The organism is Pseudomonas cavernicola (assembly GCF_003596405.1).
In the GTDB taxonomy this organism is placed as follows: Bacteria; Pseudomonadota; Gammaproteobacteria; order Pseudomonadales; family Pseudomonadaceae; genus Aquipseudomonas; species Aquipseudomonas cavernicola.
In genome coordinates this window covers 1163403-1184147 of sequence record NZ_QYUR01000002.1, presented here as the reverse complement: position 1 = coordinate 1184147, position 20745 = coordinate 1163403, and the positions used below count along the sequence as shown (strand labels likewise).

15 protein-coding genes and 1 pseudogene are annotated in these 20745 nt (G+C 62.5%); 5 read left to right on the top strand and 11 right to left on the bottom strand.

Going from position 1 to position 20745, the window contains the following annotated elements:
• Positions 1–139: 139 nt before the first annotated feature.
• The 6 genes from D3879_RS05825 to D3879_RS05800 form a co-directional block, all read right to left on the bottom strand.
• On the bottom strand, positions 140–886 hold the full coding sequence (locus tag D3879_RS05825) for a fimbrial biogenesis chaperone (RefSeq protein WP_238474211.1): 747 nt from the start codon (positions 884–886) through the stop codon (positions 140–142).
• Positions 876–2240 carry a fimbrial protein gene (locus D3879_RS05820; protein ID WP_119953122.1) on the bottom strand — a complete coding sequence of 455 codons (1365 nt, stop codon included), beginning with the start codon at positions 2238–2240 and terminating at the stop codon, positions 876–878. Before D3879_RS05820 ends, D3879_RS05825 begins: the two co-directional genes overlap by 11 nt.
• Positions 2241–2254: 14 nt before the next feature.
• Positions 2255–4948, bottom strand: coding sequence for a fimbria/pilus outer membrane usher protein (locus D3879_RS05815; protein ID WP_119953121.1), 2694 nt, complete (start codon positions 4946–4948; stop codon positions 2255–2257).
• Positions 4949–5137: 189 nt separating this feature from the next.
• Positions 5138–5884 (bottom strand): fimbrial biogenesis chaperone, encoded by a 747-nt coding sequence (locus D3879_RS05810; RefSeq protein ID WP_177412417.1) that lies wholly within the window; start codon positions 5882–5884, stop codon positions 5138–5140.
• Positions 5885–6206: 322 nt separating this feature from the next.
• The gene (locus tag D3879_RS05805; protein WP_238474209.1) at positions 6207–6752 is read right to left on the bottom strand and encodes a fimbrial protein; all 546 of its coding nucleotides are present in this window, start codon (positions 6750–6752) and stop codon (positions 6207–6209) included.
• Positions 6753–7516: 764 nt separating this feature from the next.
• Positions 7517–10402 carry an EAL domain-containing protein gene (locus tag D3879_RS05800; protein ID WP_119953120.1) on the bottom strand — a complete coding sequence of 962 codons (2886 nt, stop codon included), beginning with the start codon at positions 10400–10402 and terminating at the stop codon, positions 7517–7519.
• Between the two features lie 199 nt (positions 10403–10601).
• Here D3879_RS05800 and uvrD point away from each other — a divergent pair, with 199 nt between their 5' ends.
• The 4 genes and pseudogenes from uvrD to D3879_RS05785 all read left to right on the top strand — a co-directional run bounded on the left by uvrD (position 10602) and on the right by D3879_RS05785 (position 14555).
• Positions 10602–12788: a DNA helicase II gene (gene uvrD, locus D3879_RS05795; protein ID WP_119953119.1), complete on the top strand. Its 2187-nt coding sequence runs from the start codon at positions 10602–10604 to the stop codon at positions 12786–12788.
• Positions 12766–12888 (top strand): annotated as a pseudogene (locus D3879_RS26475) (hypothetical protein); the annotation flags it as partial. The gene uvrD and the pseudogene D3879_RS26475, both read left to right, overlap by 23 nt.
• Before the next feature lie 141 nt (positions 12889–13029).
• A complete protein-coding gene (locus D3879_RS05790; RefSeq protein WP_119953118.1) occupies positions 13030–13605 on the top strand; it encodes a TetR/AcrR family transcriptional regulator in 576 nt (191 codons plus the stop codon).
• A gap of 89 nt (positions 13606–13694) precedes the next feature.
• Positions 13695–14555 (top strand): Tim44 domain-containing protein, encoded by an 861-nt coding sequence (locus D3879_RS05785; protein ID WP_119953117.1) that lies wholly within the window; start codon positions 13695–13697, stop codon positions 14553–14555.
• Between the two features lie 139 nt (positions 14556–14694).
• Here D3879_RS05785 and D3879_RS05780 read toward each other — a convergent pair whose 3' ends face one another.
• Both D3879_RS05780 and D3879_RS05775 read right to left on the bottom strand, forming a co-directional pair.
• Entirely contained in the window at positions 14695–15735 is a 1041-nt protein-coding gene (locus tag D3879_RS05780; protein WP_119953116.1) for an MBL fold metallo-hydrolase, read from the bottom strand.
• A gap of 39 nt (positions 15736–15774) precedes the next feature.
• Complete coding sequence (locus D3879_RS05775; protein WP_119953115.1) at positions 15775–16239, bottom strand: aminoacyl-tRNA deacylase; 465 nt, start codon at positions 16237–16239, stop codon at positions 15775–15777.
• A 314-nt stretch (positions 16240–16553) separates the two neighbouring features.
• On the opposite strand from D3879_RS05775, the gene D3879_RS05770 reads away from it, so the two are divergent.
• A complete protein-coding gene (locus tag D3879_RS05770) occupies positions 16554–16961 on the top strand; it encodes an SMI1/KNR4 family protein (protein ID WP_119953114.1) in 408 nt (135 codons plus the stop codon).
• 39 nt (positions 16962–17000) lie between these two features.
• Here D3879_RS05770 and D3879_RS05765 read toward each other — a convergent pair whose 3' ends face one another.
• From D3879_RS05765 to D3879_RS05755, 3 genes are all read right to left on the bottom strand, one after another.
• Positions 17001–18764 (bottom strand): cation:proton antiporter, encoded by a 1764-nt coding sequence (locus D3879_RS05765; protein ID WP_119953113.1) that lies wholly within the window; start codon positions 18762–18764, stop codon positions 17001–17003.
• Between the two features lie 348 nt (positions 18765–19112).
• Entirely contained in the window at positions 19113–19778 is a 666-nt protein-coding gene (locus D3879_RS05760; protein WP_119953112.1) for a GntR family transcriptional regulator, read from the bottom strand.
• 69 nt (positions 19779–19847) lie between these two features.
• Positions 19848–20627 carry an SDR family NAD(P)-dependent oxidoreductase gene (locus tag D3879_RS05755; protein ID WP_119953111.1) on the bottom strand — a complete coding sequence of 260 codons (780 nt, stop codon included), beginning with the start codon at positions 20625–20627 and terminating at the stop codon, positions 19848–19850.
• Positions 20628–20745: the final 118 nt, after the last annotated feature.

Genomic DNA, 20745 nt, shown 5'->3' with positions numbered 1-20745 from the left:
AAATAAATCACTCCGACACCTTTAGCGCTCTTTAGATCGCGGGCTCGTACCCCTTCACCAACGCCGGAAAAGTCGGCGCTGGCGGGCCGCTGCCCTTTGATGCGCCGTCTACCTCTCCCCCCTGCAACAACCGCCTCGTTCAATGCAGCGGCGCGTTGTCTTCCCTGGTGTTGCCATCGTCGTCGAGCCAGGTGAATACCACCTGATTCTTTCCTGTGACTGCCTGGGGCTCTATGGGCAGATCCAGATGAGCAAAGGGGCCTACCATGTCGCCTCGGAGCACCTGGCCCTGGCCGCTGCCGCGCAAGTCGAGATTCGCCAGCGTGACGTGATAGGGACTGCCATTCTCCACTCGGAGTACCGCTCTTCCGGCCTCCTGACGCACCGAAAAGGCCAGCTTGCGCGCTGCTGCCTCAGGCGAGGACGGCAGGTCCTTCGGCCGATAGAACACTTTCATTTGCGTACGCATGGTGACGACCAGGCGCGCCTGTTCGGGTGTCAGGTTACGCACACTTTCACTTGGCGGTATTTCATACAGATTCAGCCAGAACAGCGACTCGCGGTCGGCGGGCAAGTTGCCGCCGGTGAACAGCAAGCGCAGGCTGCGGCGCTCCCCTGGAGCCATGCGGAATACCGGCGGCAACGGCATGATCGGCGCCACGGCGGTGTCTGGCGTCGAGTCCAGCGCACCGTCGTCGATCCAGGTCTGGACCAGTACCGGATAGGCATTGAGGTTCGCTAGCAGCAGTGACGTTTCATGGCTCTCGCCGGGAAAGATGACCCGCGTGCGCTCCGCCGTTACCCCGGCCTGCGCCAAAGCGCCGCCAAGCAGCCCGCAGATGCACAACAGGCTGCACAGGGCACGGCGCAACCGGCTACTGAACACGAATGATGACCTGCGCGGTGGCGTTCACGCTGCCGGCGGTAACCGGCGGTCGCGTGCCTAGGGTGAGTTTTTCCAGACTTGCATTGAAGGTTTCGGTGTACTGGTCCACCCCGCCGCTACTGCCGGTCTTCACCTGCGCACCGCCCAGCACCGGATACCAGCCCATGGCAGTCGCCGTCGCGGTGGCGCCCATCGCCGAGTTCTCATTCGGCAGCAGATTGATCGCCTGGTTGTTGCGCAAGATGCGGATCCCCACGCCCTGTGCAATTCCGGCGGAACCGTATTGATCGGACAGCAGATAGGCGCTGCCGCCGGAAGCGTTGGTCAGACCGAGGCTGCTGGCGGCTGCTCGCGACCCGGCCGATGGCAACAGACCGAGGGCGGTATTGGTCTGCGCAACGCCGGAGACCGCCGCCGACTGGCACTTGAAGCTGACCTGGAAGGGCACTTGGCGATTGCCTCCAGCCATCAACTCGGCCACGGTGATCAGAGGAAACTGCACGACCGGGGTGACGGTGTTGACGGCGCACGTGGCAGAACGGCGAAGGGTCACATAGTTGTACAGGCTCAAAGTACCGGGCCATTCCGAGCCATAGCCCTGGTCGTTGCCGTTGGAGTCGCTGCCCAGCGGAGGTGAACTGACGCCGGGGCCGGCAAAGGCGATATAGGCCAGTGGATAGATGTCGTTATACAAACCGGTACCGGTTTGCAGGTTATACGCCGCGCCTGGACCGATGCGGTACAGCTCGGTATAGACGCTGGTGAAGTTCTTCGCCTTGACCAGCAGGTAGCCACGCGAATCGACGTCCAGTCCGGTGAGCGGCCGCTGTTGCCAGTTGCGTTTGAAGTACTGGCCGGTACTCAGGTTGGTCATGCGGAAGGCGACGTTGGCCCACTTGGTTGCAAAACCACTGGGGATACCGTAGAGCGCACCGTCTTCGTTCATTGCCACGTCGCGGTAGTTGCCGTGGATGGCGTACTTCTCATAAAGGCTGCCGGCATCCGCTGGCGCACAGCGGAAGAAGGTCTGCTCGGGGCCATAGGGGGTCTTGAAACCATATTGGGTAAACGGCGCCGTGCCCGCCGCGAGCAAGGTACCGTTGGGTTGAAAGCCTTCGTCGCTCACGTTGATGACGCTCGGTAGGCCCAGCGAACCGTTGTACCCGTTGCCGGCACCGGCCCAGCCATAGGCCGCGCCTTCCGTTGGCAGGATCTGATTGTTGCCCGGGCTGGTGCTGGTCCCGGACACCTGGTAACAGGTGGCCGAAGCCGGCGTCGCCAGGATGCCTCCAACCAACGCGAGGCCGGCCAACAGCCCCAGTTTCTTGAAACCCTTGCCTGAAATGTTCGTCATGATGCTAGTCCGGATTAGAGAGTGGCGGGGACGGTCGTACAGTTCGCTTCCAGGCGGATAAGCGCCTGCTCGGTGTCCTGCCCCTTGAGGTCATAGGGCAACTGGCACTGCTCATTGGCGCTGTCGCCCCATTGCACGATCAGGCGGCCCTGCTCGCCGTCGGCTCGGGCATAGAGTTGGCCACCCTGGCCGACCATGCCGATGTTCACGCCTTTGCTATCCAATACATTGGCGCCCAGCGGCAACGGCGAACCGTCCGCTTGCTTGGCCTTGATCAGCAAGGCGTGCCCGGCCAGGGTCTTGAACGACACCTTGACCGCCGCGCCCGCGTAAGGCGCTACGCGCTGCTCGGTTTCCACCAATTCGGCCTGTTTGTTGATGCCGGTCGGGTCCAGACCTACCGGGTTGTAGCGGTAGGGGGTGAGCGACGGCACTACGGCATAGCCGGAATCGTCGATCTTCGCGCCCTGCCCGCCGAGCACGCTGGCCCCGCTCGCACCTTTGGCCTCGACCAGGGCGAAGGTGTCGCCGAGGTACGGACCGAAGGTTAGCCCATCGCTATGCAAGACGGCGGCGCCGCGAGCGCTGCCGCTGGCCTGCTGGTAGTCCTGCCCCTGCGAATACGTCGCGCCCACGGTTACCGAAGGGAGTTGTTTCTGCACGCTGGCGCCCAAGTCGGTGGCGCGGCTGTCCGAATCGCGGCCGGCGTTGACGCTGTAACTCGTCGTGCGGCTCTCCCCGAGCGTGCCGCTGAGGCCCGTCTGATAGGAGTCGCCCTTGTTGTCGCCCGAACGATGGGTGGCCGAAGTGGATAGATTCGGGGCATTGCTGCCGGAGCCCAGCGGCATCGACAAAGTCAGCATCAATACGTTGTTGTTGGTCACGCTGCTGTCGTTGCGCGTGATGAAGTCCGGGGTTTGTTGGTCGTCAAACAGCGCCTGGTTCACATGAACGGACTTCTGCCGGGTGTACGACAGGTTGTAGCTGAGGTCGCGGTAGTGATCGGAATAGCCGAACTGCACCTGGGTGTCCCGGCTGCTACCGTCGTAATAGTCGCTGGTGGAGCCGGACAGATAGAGGTTGCCATAGCCACCCAGGCTCTGGCTGATGGTAGTGGTGAACTGGTTACGCTGCTGGTAGGTGCTGGAGGTCCAGGTGGTGCCGTCCTGTTCCGCGGCGCGTACGCCGAGCACATCGCCGAGGTCGCGGAAGCCTTCGGTCGAGTAGCGGTAACCGGCCAGGGTCACCGTCGTCCCGGTTGGATTGATGGTACGGCTGTAGTTGGCTTCCGCGCGCCAGCCCTGCTTCTGCTGGTTGTTTTCGACCTTGGCGCTGGAGAAGGTCAGGTTGGCGCCGAAAGCGCCGATGTCTGAGGCCAGCACCCCACCGCCCAGCACGGCCAGGTAGTCCTGTGCGACGCGCGCGCCGGTGTTCGCCGTCAGCCTGTTGGTGATACCGCGTTGGTAGGTGACGTCTGCGAACAGGTCCTTGCCATCGCCGTAGTAGCGTGCCTGGCCGATGCTTGCGCTGTAGCGCGACTGGCCCGGACGCATGGACTCGGGCACCGCGGAGAACGGCACGGTAAACGACGAGACGCGGCCATCGGCCTCGACCACCTGTACATTCAGGTCGCCCTGATAGCTGGTGCCGTACAGGTCGTCGATGATGAACGGGCCCGGCGCCACGCTGGTTTCGTAGATGGTGTTGCCGTTCTGGCTGACGATCACGCGTGCGTTGGTCTGGGCGACACCGCGCACCTGCGGTGCATAGCCACGCATCGAGTCCGGCAGCATCCGGTCGTCCGTCGAGAGTTGCACGCCGCGGTAGGCCATGCTGCCGAACAGGTTGCCCGGGGTGAAGCTGTCACCCACGGTCATCTCGCTGCGTATCCCCGGCAGTGCACGCTGCGCATAGCTGCGGATGTTGCTCAGTTCGGTAGTCTTTTCGCCTCCGTAGTTGGAATAGCGATAACTGGACTGCTGGCGCAGACGCCACAGGCCGACGTTAATGCCGCCGTTCAATCCCAGGTAACCATAATCGGATGTGCTCGAAGCCACACCGCTGTAGTCCGAGCGGTAGTAGCTGCCGTCATAGTTGACGAACGCCATGCTGCTGCCGGCATTCCATTCTTCGGGGCTGACATAGCCGCGCGGCTTGCGATCCATCAACGCCTGCGGAATCGTCAGGTCCAGACGCAGCCGGGCGTAGTCGAACTTGAAGGACGAGCCGGGCAGGCGCTGGCCCAACGGCTGGCAGCTGGCTTTGTCGTCGAGCGCTGCTTCGGGTTTGTCCTCCGTGCTTGCAACCTCCGCTGCACCAGGCAGTTTGTCGGCCAGTACGCCAGCCGTCTTGACCAGGTAGCGGTCGCTTAGACAGGGCGCGACGCCGTTCTCCCCACCTTCTTGACGGAACTCGATGGAAGTACGCAAGACGAAGGCGCCGTTGACATACAGATCGACGCTGTAGGTGCCGGGGTCCACCTGGCCGGGTTGGTTGAAGCGCGACAACTTGCCACCGCCCAGGGGGGTGCCCATCAGCAGGTCGTCATCGAAGCTGTAAGCGAGAAGGTCGCTGTTTACCGCTTCGGCATGCGCGACTCCCAGTGCCAGCAACAGCGAGATGCCCGCCACTGCTCGCGCCAGGCGGCCTAATGCGAACGGGGCACGCCCATCGGTGCGCCCATGTGTATGACGGGGAGAAATGCTCATGACAGTCTGCGACTTCCTGCTCAACTTCGATGGAATGAGGCTACGGCTTTCATTCCGCCATGCCTGCAAGGGCTATCCGATGTGCCCGTAGGATTAATCTGAATGGACCAACTGCCCGCGCCAGGCTGCCGCTCGCTAATGGGGCACAGCCATCAACGCAGCAGCGTATGGCGCGGGAAGATGTTCATCTCAGCGCTTGAGCTCTTGCTTGATTTCGATCTGTGCGCCGTAGTCATTGACCAGCACGGCGCGAACGCTTGCCGCACCGGCCGGAAGGCTGCCGGCCTTGTCGAGCTGCCAGCTGCCTTGGGATTTCGGGGCGACCATGTCCGCTTTGAGCGACAGTTCACGGCCGCCAACCGACACGCTTGCGCCGTTAAAGGAGGCGTAATAGCCCGTCGGGTTATCCACATTCACATGCCAACCATTGGCCCCCTGAGCCAGACTGAACCGCAGCTGATCGGCGACATCCGCGGGTTTGCCGACGATGCCGCTTGGCCGGTAGAACAGCTTCATGCGGTTGCGCAGCAGCACCAGCATCTGGTTCTGCTCTTTGTAGGCTTCGTTGCGCGGAGGGATTTGCAGCACGTTGAGGTAGTAAACCGACTCACGATCTTGAGGTAGGCCCTGGCCGGTGAAAACGATACGCAGGCTTTGCCCGGCCTTTGGCTCCATGCGAAACATCGGCGGCGTCACTACGAAGGGAGCGTCCGCATCGTTTGGAGTTGAGTTCGGGTTGTTGGTATCCACCCAGGCCTGCACGACGTTGGGGTGGTCGTCCTCATTGCTGAGCTGCACGGTTTTTTCACGGACATCGCCCGGATAGATCACACGGGTACCGGTAACCACCACGCTGGCGGAAGCGGACGAAGCCAGAACCAAAGCAGACAAACCCAGGCCAGCCACGAATGTTTTGCTGATGACTGATTTGAACATCGAGCGCATAACTTTCACCTAATCACTGTTTGAATCTCCAACTTCCCGCAATCGCGAAGTTGAATTTCTTCGACTCGTCCCCTCTAACAAGGAGCAGCGCAAATATGCCAGTCGAAGTTGCGACCCCAGCCAATTCGGCTCAAAAAAATGACCACCTGCCAGCTGAAAAAAGGGCAAGTAGAATGTTCTGAATTCATATCTTCAAGGCACACACAACCCTTGCGCCAAGCCGATTCTCGCGGGGATATGTTTGATTGATCTAACGATGTTTCGGCAAGGCACATCCTTGTGCCAATAGCAGTGCTACTCCGAAAACCGTTAGTTACTGATAACTTACGGTGTATTGCATCGAGCTAGTTACCGCACCGGCAGTCGCGCCACCCGGCACCGACTTGTACTGCACGGCATAGTCGTGCGAGGCGGAGGTGGCGCCGACTGGCAGGCTGATACCGGCGACAGTGGCCGGGCTGCTCAGGTTGACCGGGGTGCCGGCAACCCCATTGAGAATCTGCAGCTCGACGTTGGTAGCGCCGCCCGCGGCAGTATTGCCCAGGTTGCCACTGGAGGTGACGTTGTTGCCGACAAACACGGCTTTGATGGCTTGGGCGGCAGAAGTCGGAGCGACACAACCAGTCACGCCCAGGGTGAACGGGGTTTCACCAACAACGCTTCCTGCGGCGGCAAGAGTGCTTGCCTGTACGGTCGGCAGCAGCACAACCGGGGTAGTCGCATTACCGTTGATGGTCACTTGGCAAGTTTGGGCGGTAACTTCACCCAGGAAGTTGATGGTGTTTGCGGAGGGAGCTGCTGCAGCAAAACCGGGCGCAGCGATAACTGCGAGAGCAATAAGTTTTTTCATGGCGTTCATATTTTTCACCTTACTAGACAGTTGCGAAATTCCAGCATTTTTCGAGCTTCCCAAGGCGGCTTCACCGGCCTTCCAAAGGTTGAGTTCGATGGCGATGCAAGATATAGATCTGTATTTTTCGTATCTGTCGGGGGTATCCGATGGGCGTGTAGGAATACTCTGAAAGCATAAGCAGTGTGAATTGCCCCGGGTTTTCTAGACACTCTCCAGGCTTGTGAGATTAAAAAGGGGACAGCAAAAAGGGGATTCAGATTGCTCCCATGCTCCTGCGTGGGAGCAGAGCCTGTGACGCTCTGCGTCAGGTGCTCAGCAGGGACTGATCAATCGAATCATAAGGTGGACGCTGGAGCGTCGAAGGCTGCGTTCCCGCGCGGAGCGTGGGAACGATCAAACGCACATGAATCGGATTGCTCCCATGCTCCTGCGTGGGAGCGGAGCCTGTGACGCTCTGCGTCAGGTGCTCAGTAGGGACTGATCAATCGAATCATAAGGTGGACGCTGGAGCGTCGAAGGCTGCGTTCCCACGCGGAGCGTGGGAACGATCAAACGCACATGAATCGGATTGCTCCCATGCTCTGCGTGGGAGCAGAGCCTGTGACGCTCTGCGTCAGGTGCTCAGTAGGGACTGATCGATCAAATCATAAGGTGGACGCTGGAGCGTCGAAGGCTGCGTTCCCACGCGGAGCGCGGGAACGATCATCTATTTGGCGGAGGCTGGTAGGGTGGGCTTCAGCCCACCAATACAGGGTTTGCGCTGCTCCAAGTCACCACCACAACGCCGTCGCCTGATCGCGCAACAGCTGCGCAAACGCCTCGGCCTCCACCGGCGGGCTAATCAGGAAACCTTGAATCTCGTCGCAGTGCTGGGCCTTGAGGAAGTCCATTTGCGCCTGGGTTTCGACGCCTTCGGCGACCACCTTGAGCTCCAGGCTGTGGGCCATGGCGATGATGGCGCGGGTAATGGCGGCGTCTTCGCCGTTGGCGGAGAGGTCGCGGATGAAGGTCTGGTCGATCTTCACGTAGTCCACCGGGAAGCGCTTGAGGTAACTCAGTGAGGAGTAGCCGGTACCGAAGTCGTCGATCGCCAGCTTCACGCCCATGTCACGCAGTTGCTGGAAGGTCGCGATGACGTTCTCGACGTTGTCGAGTAGCTGGCTTTCGGTCAGTTCCAGCTCCAGGAAGCGCGGCGCCAGGCCGGTTTCGTCGAGCACTTGGCGCACCAGGCTGGTCAGGTTGCCTTGGCGTAACTGGTGCACCGAGAGGTTCACCGAAACGCGGATATCCGCCAACCCCTGGCGCTGCCATTCACGCGCCTGCCGGCAGGCCTGGCGCAGCACAAACTCGCCAATCGGCGCGATCAGCCCGGTCTCCTCGGCCAGGCCGATAAAGTCCCCCGGCGGCACCAGGCCCAACTCGGGATGACGCCAGCGCACCAAGGCTTCGGCGGCGTTCAGGCTGTCATCGGCCAAGCACAGCTTGGGCTGGTAAAAGACTTCCAGCTGGCCGAGTTCGATGCCTTTGCGCAACTGGTTTTCCAGCTGCAAACGCTCGAGGGTGCAGGCCTGCAGGTTATCGGTGAAAAACTGGAAAGTGTTGCCGCCCAGGTGTTTGGCATGCTGCATTGCCATGTTGGCTTGGCTGATCAAGGCGGAGATTTCCCGCGCGTTGTCCGGCAGCAAGCTGATGCCGAGGGACGCGCTGACCACCAGTTCCTGACCGCCGACGGTTATCGGCATGCGCAGCTTGCTGAGCAGGCGGCTAGCCATCCGCGCCAGGCTCGACAGGCTGCCGTAGGAGTCCAGCAACACGGCGAATTCGTCGCCGGAGAGCCGCGCCAGGGTGTCGGCCTCCGGCACCGCCTGGGTCAGGCGCCGGCTCAGCTGTCGCAACAGCTGGTCGGCGACTTCGTGGCCGAGGCTGTCATTCAGCATCTTGAAGCGGTCCAGGTCGATATGCAGCAGGGCCAGGCTGCGCCCGCTCTGCCGCGCGCGCTGGCTGGCTTCATGCAGGCGCGCCTTGAACAGCGTGCGATTGGCCAGGCCGGTCAGTTCGTCGTAGTGCGACAGGTAGCGCAGGCGCTCCTCGGCATCGCGGCGCGACGACAGGTCGGCGAAGAAGCCAACGATGTGACTGACCCGCCCACGCGAATCGCGCACCACATTGAGCTGCAACCACTGCGGGTACAGCTCGCCATTTTTGCGGGTTTCGATCAACTCGCCCTGCCAGGTGCCGCTCAGCTCCAACTCCTGGCGGATCACTTCGTACTGGCGGCGCGCCGCCCGGCTGCCAATCAAGCTGGCGACGCTTCGCCCAAGCACTTCGTCTTTGCTGTAGCCGGTGACCTGGCTATAGGCCTGGTTGACCGCCAGTACCAGATAGTCCGGGTCGAGGATGATGATGCCCTCGCTCGCCGCTTCGAACACGGTGGCGGCCAGGCGCTGTTCTTCCTCACGGCCCTTCCAGGTGCTGATATCGCGGCGGGTGCCGAGCATGCGGGTGACCTGGCCTCGCGCATCGCGCTCCACCGCGCGCCCGCGATCCTCTATCCACACCCACTGGCCGTTGGCGTGGCACACGCGGTATTCGATCTGGTAGCCGTCGCTCAGCCCCTTCATGTGCTCGACCAGGGTCCGCCGCAGCAACGGCAGGTCTTCCGGGTGCAGGCGCGGTTTAAGATCGCGCAGCATGGCCTTCACTTCATCCGACTCGAGGCCGAAGAGCTCCTTGAGCTGTGAGTGGTGCACCTCGTCGGTCACCAGGTTCCAGTCCCACAGACCCAGCTCGCTGGCCTCCAGCGCCAGGGCCAGACGTTCCTCGCTCTTGCTCAGGGCATGGCTGGCCTCATCCAGCTCCAGGGTGCGCTGGGCCACGCGCATTTCTAGCTCACCGTGAGCCTGACGCAATTCGCGTTCGGCGCGCCGACGCTGTTCCACCTCGCGCGCCAGCTCGCCGTTGAGCCCCTCGGCCTGGGCCTTGGCATATTCCAAGCGGCTGATCAGCGCCTGATTGTGAAAACGCTGGAGCAAACTGCGCTGCACCAGGCGATTGACCTGCCAGGCCACTACTAATAGCGCGCCGAACAGAATCAGCCCGAGCAACCCCCAACCCTGCTGCAACGGGTGGCTACTGAGCAGGAGATAGACCACCGATGGCAGCAGGCAAGGCAAGGCGAAGGTCAGAAAGGCCGAGAGGCTGACCGCATAGGCGATGCTGGCGGAGAGAATGGCCGCGGCGATCAAGCCGAACATCAGCGCCTGCTGGAGAAAGGCATCCGGCGGCACCAGGCCGATAGCGCCGATAGCCAGGGTCACCCCGGAAGCCGCGGCGCCCAGCAGGAACATCCGCCGCCAGTGCGGCTTGGCCTGGAGCGAGGGTAGCGCGGCATTGAAGGCCGCCACCTGAATCAGCCGCAACACGGCCAGCAGCACCAGCCCGACCAACCAGCCAGAGAGCAGCAGGCCGCCCTGTGGGCTCCACAGCAGATACGCGCAGGCCAAGCCGCTGAGCAGCATGAATAGCGTGGGGATCCGTGAGCCCTGATAGAGCAGACGGGTGCGTTCAACGGCGATGTCGGTGGCGAACAGCTGGCGAATATCCCGATCGGCGTCCGCAGACGACTGCGCGGGGAGAGTCCTTGCATTAGCGGTCATAGGCTATTTTCTTGTAATGGTGTGCCTAGGCGTCGCCGGAGCATACCCGAGCCCAGGGCGGCACCCAAGGCTGAAGTGCCGCATTTCCACCCCCGCCAGCCCGTACTTTCGATAGGCGGGGCCCGCCCGTCACACTGACTAACCGGTCATCCGCCGCCTGGCGTTTGCCCTGACTATCCTGGCCCCCTAGAATGCCGCCATGCGCGACGATCTCTCCCTTCTGCTGAATTCCCTCAACGACGCTCAACGCCAGGCTGTAGCAGCCCCGGTGGGTCGTCAGTTGGTTCTGGCCGGCGCTGGTTCCGGTAAAACCCGTGTGCTGGTGCACCGCATCGCCTGGTTGATCCAGGTCGAGCATGCCTCGCCACACTCGATCCTCTCGGTGACCTTCACCAACAAGGCCGCGGCCGAGATGCGCCTGCGCATCGAACAGCTGCTGGGGATCAACCCCGCCGGCATGTGGGTCGGCACCTTCCATGGCCTGGCGCACCGCTTGCTGCGGGCGCACTGGCAGGAAGCCGGCTTGAGCCAGAGCTTCCAGATTCTCGACAGCGACGACCAGCAACGGCTGGTCAAGCGGGTGATCCGCGACCTCGGCCTGGACGAGCAGCGCTGGCCGGTCCGCCAAGCCCAGTGGTTTATCAACGGGCAAAAGGATGAGGGGTTAAGACCCCAACATATCCAGGCCAGCGGCGATCTGTTCCTCGCCACCATGCGCAAGATTTACGAAGCCTATGAAGCGGCCTGCCTGCGCGCCGGGGTGATCGACTTCTCCGAGCTGCTGTTGCGGGCGCTGGACCTGTGGCGCGACCATCCGGGCCTGCTCGAGCATTACCAGCGGCGCTTCCGCCACATTCTGGTCGACGAGTTCCAGGACACCAACGCCGTGCAGTACGCCTGGCTACGCCTGCTCGCCAAGAGCGGCGACAGCCTGATGGTGGTCGGTGACGACGATCAGTCCATCTACGGTTGGCGTGGGGCGAAGATCGAGAACATCCATCAATACTCGGCGGATTTCCCCGACGCCGAAACCATCCGCCTGGAGCAGAACTACCGCTCCACCGCGAGCATCCTCAAGGCGGCCAACGCGCTGATCGTCAATAACAGCGGGCGCTTGGGTAAAGAACTGTGGACCGATGGCGGCGACGGCGAACTGTTGAGCCTGTACGCCGCCTTCAACGAGCACGATGAAGCGCGCTACGTGGTGGAAAGCATCGAAAGCGCGCTGAAGAACGGCTTGGCACGCAGCGATATCGCCATTCTCTACCGCTCCAACGCCCAGTCGCGGGTGCTGGAAGAGGCGCTGCTGCGCGAGAAGATTCCCTATCGCATCTACGGCGGCCAGCGCTTCTTCGAGCGCGCCGAAATCAAGAACGCCATGGCCTACCTGCGCCTACTCGACGGCCGCGGCAACGATGCGGCGCTGGAGCGGGTGATCAACGTGCCGGCGCGCGGCATTGGCGAAAAAACCGTCGAGAGCATCCGCGAGTTCGCCCGCGCCAATGACGTGTCGATGTGGGAGGCGATGCGCCTGCTGATCGCCAACAAGGGCCTGAGCGGTCGCGCCGCCGGCGCACTAAGTGGCTTTGTCGAGCTGATCGAAAACCTCGCGGCCAAGGTCATGCAGATGCCACTGCACCTGATGACCCAGACCGTCATCGAGCAGTCCGGGCTGATCACCTACCACAAGGAAGAAAAAGGCGAGAAAGGCCAGGCGCGGGTGGAAAACCTGGAAGAACTGGTCAGCGCCGCGCGCGCCTTCGAGAACAACGAGGAAGAAGATCAAACGCCGTTGGCGGCCTTCCTCGGCCATGCCTCGCTGGAAGCCGGCGACACCCAGGCCGACGAACATGAGGACAGCGTGCAGCTGATGACCCTGCACAGCGCCAAAGGTCTGGAGTTCCCGCAGGTGTTCCTGGTCGGCATGGAGGAAGGTCTGTTCCCGCACAAGATGAGCCTGGAAGAACCCGGCCGCCTCGAAGAGGAACGCCGCCTGGCCTACGTCGGCATCACCCGCGCCATGCAGTATCTGGTCATCAGCTACGCAGAAACCCGCCGTCTGTATGGTAGCGAGACCTACAACAAGGTCTCGCGCTTCGTCCGCGAGATTCCGCCGGCCCTGATTCAGGAAGTGCGGCTGTCCAACAGCGTCAGCCGGCCATATGGCAGCAGTAACCGTGGCGCCAACACCAGCAGCATGTTCGCCAATGCCGAGGTGCCGGAAACCGAATTCCGCCTCGGCCAGGCGGTGAAACACTCGCTGTTCGGCGAAGGGGTGATCCTCAACTTCGAAGGCGCCGGCGCGCAGGCGCGGGTGCAGGTGAATTTCGCCGACGAAGGCAGCAAATGGCTGATGCTCGGCTATGCCAAGCTGGAGCCGGTGTAAGGGCCTGCTCATCGCGCCGCTGACGGCGATCTTCGCCAAAGTCGGCATCGAGCACGTCAATTCCGACTTCGCCACCCTGCTGCGCACGGTGGTGATCCTGCGTGCTGGTGGCACTGCTCGGCGTAACCCTGCTGGGTGAGAGACTGGGACTGCGCCAGCCAGCCGAGCCAGAGGGCTCCGTTGGTCGTTTTCGGCAGCATCCCAAGGCTGACGATTCATACTTGCAGGCGAGGTATGCCCGATGAATCGATCGCCCAGCGCCCAGCAAATTCTCGACTGCGCCCTTGAACTGGCCGAAACCTGTGGCTGGGAGCGCTTACATCTGTTCGCGGTCGCCGAGCAGCTGGAGGTCGGCCTGGACGCCATCGCCCGCCATTACCGACAGAAGGACGACTTGGTCGAGGCTTGGTTCGACCGCGCGGATAGCGCGATGCTGGCACGCGCCCGAGCACCCGACCTTGCGGCGTTACAGCCAGAAAAACGCCTGGAAGAACTGCTGATCGCCTGGCTCAACAGCCTCGCCGCGCACCGAGCAGTCACCGCGCAGATGCTGCTGTACAAGCTGGAACCCGGTCACGTGCATTTGCAGGTGCTCGGTCTGCTGCGCATCAGTCGCACCGTGCAGTGGTGGCGTGAGGCGGCTCGCCGTGGCAACCACACGCTCAGCCGGATCATCGAGGAAAGCCTGCTGAGCACCGCTTACCTGTGTACCTTCCTCCATTGGTTGCGCCACCCGCAGGAAGAAGAAGCCGAGCTGCGCGCCTTTTTGCGCCAACAGCTGCGGTCCGTTCCTCTGCTCCTGCTACTGCGCCCCTAGGCAAAAGCCAGAAACACTCTGCCGCTGGTCATAGCCGTGCAGCCTGTGCAAGATGGCGCGCGTTGAATCAATAACAGAGAGCTCCAATAATGAAGCGTTTCCTCAGCCTTGCCATGGTGCTTTGCGTCGCCCTGACGCTCAGCCTGGATGCCAATGCCAGACGCATGGGCGGCGGTAAATCCTTCGGCTCGGCGCCGACTCACCAAACCCGCCAAGCCACCCCGCCGGCCACCAGCCAGACTGCCGCTCCGGGCCGTGCCGCCCCCGCTGCCGCAGCCAGCGGTGCTTCGCGCTGGCTCGGCCCGCTGGCCGGGATCGCCGCCGGTGGTCTGCTCGCCTCGATGTTCATGGGTGACGGCTTCCAGGGCATGCAGATCTTCGACTTCCTGATCATCGGTCTGATCGCCTTCCTGGCCTTCCGCTTCATTGCCGCCCGTCGCCGTCAGCAGGCCCAGGGTCAACCGGCCGCTGCCGGGCACGCGCCGTTCCAGCGCCAAATGCCGGTAGCGGATGCGCCTTCACCAACATCGATCTTCGGCGGCAGTAGCAGCAGCGCCGCTGCACCGGTGATCAACGCCCCGAGCTGGTTCAACGAGCAGCGCTTCCTCGAGGCCGGCCGTGAGCATTTCCTGTCCCTGCAACAGCACTGGGATGCGGCCGAGATGGACAAGATCGCCGAGTTCGTCACCCCGCAGATGCTCAGCTTCCTCAAGGAAGAACGCGCCAGCCTCGGTGACGGCTTCCAGTCCACCTATGTGGATGATCTGCACGTGCAGTTGGACGGCATCGATGAACTGGCCGACAAGACCGTGGCCACCCTGACCTTCGTCGGCGTCGCGAAAACCTCGCGCTTCGACCAAGGCGAAGCGTTCAGCGAAAGCTGGCGCATGGAGCGCGGCAACGGCGACAACCAGCCGTGGCTGGTCGCCGGTATCCGCCAGAACGGCTGATCCGCTGCCTGATAAAGACCAACCCGGGCTTGCCCGGGTTTGTTGTCTTTGCGCGGCAGACCCCTGGAGAAGTCGCCGGATAGCCGGCGATTGGCCGGGTGTCGCGCGGAAATAAGTCGGGCCGCCCCCGTATGAGCGGTCAAGGTTTGGCGCCGGACTTGACCGGGTAGCCCGCCTCGCGCCAGGCCTGCATGCCGCCATCCAGGGCCACCGCACGCTGGAAACCCAGCTCGCGCAGCGTCGCCGCGGCCAGCGTCGAGATACAGCCGAGTTCGCAATAGGTGAGGATGCGCCGGGTCGGGTCGGGCAGATCGTGATTGACCCGCAGCTCCAGCTGACCACGCGGCAGCAGACGCGCCCGCGGAATGTGGCCCGTCTCGTAAGCTTCGCGCTCGCGCACGTCCAGCACTATAAGGTCGCCCTCCTCGGCCTCGACGCGCGCCTTGAGATCGGCCAGCGCCATGAACGGCACTTTCGCGGCGGCCTCCGCCAGCAACTGGGCGACGGTCTTGCCGCCGCTCATGTTGCTGCGCAGCGCCTCGGTCATGTGCGTCGGCATGGTCAGATTGAGGCTGCGCATCATCTCTACGAATGCCGCCCGGTCGCGCTTCTGCAGCCGCGGATTCTCCGCGAGTTCGCGGGCGATGGTCGAGGAACCCAAGCCCTGATAGTCGTGCGCCGGCTGCACCCTGAGCGTCGGATCCAGCCGCAGGATGTTGCGGAACAGGCTGTCGAACAGCGCCTCCGGATCGCCGGTCGGCAGGTCGGTGCGGCCGGTGGCGCCGATCAGCAAGGTGTCGCCGGTGAACAGGCGGTCCTCCACCATGAGACACATCGAGTCGCGCGTGTGGCCCGGGGTGTGGATCACCCGCGCGCGCAGGTGCCCCACGAGCAACATATCGCCATCGTCCACGCGCATGTCGACGAACGGTGCCGGGCTCTCGCGATGCATCACCACGGGAATGCCGAGCTGCCGGGCGAGCTCCCGTGTCCCGGAAAAGTGGTCCGCGTGGGTGTGAGTATCAATCAGGTAACGGATGCGCAATCCGTCACGCGCGGCCAAGCCGAGATAGCGGTCGATCTGGCTGATCTCCGGGTCGATCACCGCCGCCACGCAGGTCTCGTTGCAGCCGACCAGATAGGATTGGCAACCGCCGGTGGCAACCTGCTCGAAAACCATCCCGCCTCCCACGCCGTTTGCAGCTGCGCGCACTCACCCTTACTGGCAGATCTCGCACACCTCGGCGCGGGGCACCAGCTTGAGATACTGATCCATCCGCATGTGCACCAGGCTCTCGTGATCGCCCGCCTCCAGATAGATGTCCTGCTGCCGGGTCAGCAAGGGATCGACCACCATGTTCATCCCATAAGGCTCGCCCAGCGCCGGTACGGCACCGAGCTCGCAATCCTGGAACAGGCTGGCAATCGTGGCTTCGCTGGTGAGCTGCCATGCCTCTGCGCCCTTGCGCACCTTGCCCACATCCAGGTGACGACTGGCCGGCACCACCGCCATCAAGTAATGCCCGTGCCGGTCATCCAGGATCACCGACTTGGCCAGGCGCTCCGCCGGAATGCTGGCCACACGGGCCGACTCCAAGCTGCTCGCCGAATGCGGGTGCGCCACCAGGTCAAACTGACACTGCGCACTTTCCAAGCTGCGCTGTAAGGTTGCCGCCATATGCATGATGTACCTCCTCGCCCTACCGAATGCTTCAGGACCGCTGGTTATCAGAAACCTTGCTGATCAAAGTTTAGCCAGTGTTAGGCGGGAGGCGGCCGGCAGACTGAAACACTTGATGCTATGGGGCGCCGTCTATAGGCGTGCTCGGTCTAACAAAGGCCCGCTCCATCCGCCAGAACGGCTAAACCTGGCTGGCGTTAGCGCTTTACCGAAACCCCGGCCTTGGTTGGGGTTTTTCTATTCAGCGAACTGCAGGCATTGCGCTTGCGCCGAGCTACTGTATAAAACGCGCCATCCCAAGTGAGAGGTTCTATGCCATGGAAGAAGTGATCGACGAATTGCGTGAACTCAATGAGCCGGTACCGGTGCCCCTGGAGCTGCCGGACGAAGAATTGCTGGTGGAAATCGAAGAGCAGTTGCTGATCAACATACCCTTCGAGTTCCGCGAATTTCTGCTCAAGGTCAGCGATGTGGTCTACGGCCGCCTGGAGCCGGTGACCGTGACCGACCCGCAATCGCATACCTACCTGCCGGAAGTGGCCTCGGTGGCCTGGTCGCTGGGCCTGCCGCGCGAGCTGATTCCGCTCTGTGAGGACCACGGCAACTACTACTGCGTCGAACTCGACGGCACCGTGCTGCTGTGGGATGGCGACGAAGAAGACCTGACCGACGAGAGCTGGGATTCGGTGTGGAAATGGGCGCGTGAGGTTTGGCTGCAGAGCTAAACAGCTGCGCAGGGCGCCGTGACACACAGCGCAGCCGACTCAGCGGTGATGGTCTTCCTGGCTCTGCTCCAGGGTTTCCATCAGGGCGATCTGCATGCGCGAGTGCAAGCGGATCAGCCAGCGCCAGAGCAAGGCGCTCACTCCGGCTGCCAGCAGGGCGATCAGGATCAGCAGCTCAAGGGTCGGCAGGATGCTCGCCGATAGCGCCATCAGTAGCAACATGATGGCCGCCAGCGAGAGCAGCGGGATCACTTCGGCAATCACCTTGCGCACCCGCTCAGTATGCCGGCCCGCCGTCTCCGGAGCCACGCCCATTTCCGCCAGCAGCATGGAAAGCGCCTTGAGCTTGCGATAGGCGGCAATCAGGAAAGGCAGCGAGAGCAACAGTGCAGCACCCCAGATCAGCGCTTTCTGCAGATTCAGCGGCTGCACCCAGTCGCTCAGGTACTCGCCCAGGGTATCGGCGAAATAAGCCCCGCCGAGGAAGATCGCCACCACCAGCGCGATGTTCACCCCAATCTGCAGCAGAATTCTGCGGATCATCCCGGCTAGCACGGCGCCCTGCCCCTGCGGCTGAATACTGCGCAGCCAGTCGCCGTACATGCCGAACACCCGCGCTACGCGGCGCGGCATGATGCTGGCCAGCTTCCTCGACAGTGGGTCGGCAGCCCGGATCAAGTAGGGCGTCAGCAGTGTGGTAATCGCCGAGACAGCCACCGCCACCGGATAGAGAAAGTCACTGGTGACCTGCAGGCTGATGCCGAGCGCGGCGATGATGAAAGAGAACTCCCCGATCTGCGACAGGCCCATGCCGACGCGCAGCGAAGTACGCCCGTCATTACCGGCGATGAAAGCGCCGATGCCGCAGGAGATCATCTTGCCGAGTACCACGGCGACGGTGATCACCAGGATCGGCCAGGCATATTCGACAAGGATCTTCGGGTCGATCAACAGGCCGATGGCGACGAAGAAGATCGCGCTGAACATGTCGCGCACCGGCTCCACCAGACGCTCGATCTGCGCCAGCTGGCGCGATTCGGCCATGATCGCACCGATCAAGAAGGCACCGAGCACCATGCTGTACTCCAACTTGACCACCAGCAGGCAGAAGCCAAAGCACAGGCCGAGCACGGTCACCAACAACATTTCGTTGCTTTCGAACTTCGCCACGTAGGCCAGCAGGCGCGGCACCAGCAGGATGCCGACGACCAGCGCGACGATCATGAACAGACTAAGTTTGCCGACGGTGGCGAACACCTGCCCGGTTTCCACTGTGCCGCTCAGCGCGATACCCGAAAGCAGAGCGATAATGCCGATGCCGAGGATGTCCTCGACGATCAGCACACCGAAGATCAACTGGGCGAAGCGCTCGTTCTTCATCTTCAGGTCGCCCAGCGCCTTGACGATGATGGTGGTCGAGGAAATCGCCAGGATCGCGCCGAGGAACAGTGAGTCCATGGTGCTCCAGCCGAAATAGCTGCCGATCTCGTAGCCGATCCAGATCATCAGGACGATTTCGAGAAACGCGGCGATAAAGGCCGTGGCTCCGACATGGAACAGCTTGCGCAGGCTGAATTCCAGGCCGAGGCAGAACATCAGAAAGATCACTCCCAGCTCGGCGAGGATCTTGATGGTCTCTTCGTCTTGGATCAGCTCGAACGGCGGGGTATGCGGGCCGATGATGAAGCCGGCGACTATGTAGCCCAGCACCACTGGCTGCCTGAAGCGATGAAAAAGGATGGTCACCATACCCGCGATCAGCATGATCACGGCCAGATCCTGGATAAAGCTGATGGCATGCATGGCGCACTAACTCCTCGTTATTCAGCGCGCAGAGCAGTGGCCCGCGCTGGGGTTTCTCGCTTGACTCCGTTGGAGCCTCTGTAGGGAAGGGGGGAGTCGCCCGGGAGCCGAAGGCTTTGGGGGGACCCGGGCAGGTTATCACCGGGCATCGCCGCCGCCGGTCGGGCGCAATAGATTGAAACAGTTCCCGTTCGATGCCGGAGTGCGTGCACTGGATTCCCGCCTGCGCGGAAATGACGGTGTGGGCAGGGGAGGTCTCGGCAATTCGTCACCGCTGCGTATACGCATGCCCCAACCTCGTCTTCCTCGCGAATGCGGGATCCAGGGGGTTCACCGGATCACGCAGGATTACGCGTTCCGCGATACCTGGCTGTTTTCCAGCGCCAGCAGATTGAGCAGGAACTGCCCGAAGTAGGTCAGATCCTGCTCCACGGCCGCGCGTGCCGCTTTGCCGTCACCGGCCTTTAGCGCCTTGAGGGTGTCGTCGTGGAAGTCGTTGAGACGCAGCGACAAGTCGGCCTCGGTGAACAGCCGATTGAAGAACGGCCCGACCTGCAACCACAGCCCTTCGATCATGCGTAACAACACCGGGTTGGCACAGGCTTGGTAGAGCGTCAGGTGAAACAGGCTGTTGTCGTTCAGATAGCCCTGCACGTCTCGGCGCTCCAGCGCGCTTTCCATACGCTCGACACAGCCCTGCAAGATCGCCAGGTCGCTGGCTGTCAGGCGCGGCGTGGCGGTTTCCACCGCCAGACCTTCGAGCGCCAGACGCACCTGGAACAATTGCTGAAAGCGTTCACGGGTCATCGGCGGGACGCGCACCGAACGCTGCGGCTCAGCCTCCAGCGCGCCCTCGGCTACCAGGCGTTGCAAGGCGGTGCGCACCGGCATCGGGCTGGTGCCCAAGGCCGCCGCCAAGTCGCGGATTTTCAGGCGCTCGCCGGGCCGGAATTGCCCGGCCAGCAGGCCCTTGCGGATACGTTGGTACAGCTGGTCCTGCAGGTTGTCGGCCATGCTCGCGTCACTGTGCAGGGGCCGGCGGCGCCGGCAGTTGGTTCAGGGTCAGGCTGCAGTTGCGCATCGTCAGGGTGCCTTGTTCTCGATCAGACAGTTACCGCCATCCACCACCAGCAATTCGCCGGTGATGTAGCTGGCCTCCGGTGAGGCAAGAAAGGCCACGGCCGCGGCGATCTCCTCCGGGCGTCCGGCGCGACCCAGCGGGGTGTATTGCGCCGCGTGGCGCTCCTCATCGCTGCTCGAGCCGGTCGCGATCCAACCCGGGGCGATGCTGTTGACCGTGATGCCCTGCTTCGCCACTTCCAGCGCCAAGCCCATGCTCAGGCCGACCAGGCCGGCTTTCGCCGCACTGTACGCGGCCTCGCCGAGGTTGCTGCCGCGCGTGCCGGTGGTCGAGCTGATATTGACGATGCGCCCATAGCCGCGCGCTTGCATGCTCGGCAGCAGGGCGCGGGTAAGCAGGAAGCTGCTGGTCAGGTTGCGCGTCAGCGACAGGTTCCAGGTGGCCAAGTCCATACCGGCGACCTCGGCGAAAGGCTCGGCACTGCCCACCTGCGCCATGCCGGCGTTGTTCACCAGAATGTCCACCCGGCCCCATTGCGCCTCGGCCCAGGCCGACAACTGTGCCACCTGCGCTTCGTCCGTGAGGTCGGCGATGGCCGCCCGCACTTCGATACCTTGCTCCGCCAACTCGGCCGCGCGCTGGTGGATTCGCTCACTGCTAGCCGTCAGCAGCAAACGCACGCCTTCGCGCGCCAACCGCCGAGCGATCGCGAAGCCAATCCCCTCGGCACTGCCCGCACCACTGACTAACGCCACCTGCCCTTGCCATGCGTTAACAGACATAAAATCCTCTTTGTGATCACAAATTTTGAGAATTGTAGCTTATCGGCTTTTTTATGACAGCTATTGACAGTTCTGTGATCACAAAACAATCATGTGCGGAAATTCGAACGAGGTGTTC

Bases quoted from the DNA above. Each gene is read 5' to 3' on its own strand.
- D3879_RS05820 (WP_119953122.1), bottom strand. From the start codon at position 2,240: ATGACGAACATTTCAGGCAAGGGTTTCAAGAAACTGGGGCTGTTGGCC.
- D3879_RS05815 (WP_119953121.1), bottom strand. From the start codon at position 4,948: ATGAGCATTTCTCCCCGTCATACACATGGGCGCACCGATGGGCGTGCC.
- D3879_RS05810 (WP_177412417.1), bottom strand. From the start codon at position 5,884: ATGTTCAAATCAGTCATCAGCAAAACATTCGTGGCTGGCCTGGGTTTG.
- D3879_RS05805 (WP_238474209.1), bottom strand. From the start codon at position 6,752: ATGAACGCCATGAAAAAACTTATTGCTCTCGCAGTTATCGCTGCGCCC.
- D3879_RS05800 (WP_119953120.1), bottom strand. From the start codon at position 10,402: ATGACCGCTAATGCAAGGACTCTCCCCGCGCAGTCGTCTGCGGACGCC.
- uvrD (WP_119953119.1), top strand. From the start codon at position 10,602: ATGCGCGACGATCTCTCCCTTCTGCTGAATTCCCTCAACGACGCTCAA.
- D3879_RS05790 (WP_119953118.1), top strand. From the start codon at position 13,030: ATGAATCGATCGCCCAGCGCCCAGCAAATTCTCGACTGCGCCCTTGAA.
- D3879_RS05785 (WP_119953117.1), top strand. From the start codon at position 13,695: ATGAAGCGTTTCCTCAGCCTTGCCATGGTGCTTTGCGTCGCCCTGACG.
- D3879_RS05780 (WP_119953116.1), bottom strand. From the start codon at position 15,735: ATGGTTTTCGAGCAGGTTGCCACCGGCGGTTGCCAATCCTATCTGGTC.
- D3879_RS05775 (WP_119953115.1), bottom strand. From the start codon at position 16,239: ATGCATATGGCGGCAACCTTACAGCGCAGCTTGGAAAGTGCGCAGTGT.
- D3879_RS05770 (WP_119953114.1), top strand. From the start codon at position 16,554: ATGGAAGAAGTGATCGACGAATTGCGTGAACTCAATGAGCCGGTACCG.
- D3879_RS05765 (WP_119953113.1), bottom strand. From the start codon at position 18,764: ATGCATGCCATCAGCTTTATCCAGGATCTGGCCGTGATCATGCTGATC.
- D3879_RS05760 (WP_119953112.1), bottom strand. From the start codon at position 19,778: ATGGCCGACAACCTGCAGGACCAGCTGTACCAACGTATCCGCAAGGGC.
- D3879_RS05755 (WP_119953111.1), bottom strand. From the start codon at position 20,627: ATGTCTGTTAACGCATGGCAAGGGCAGGTGGCGTTAGTCAGTGGTGCG.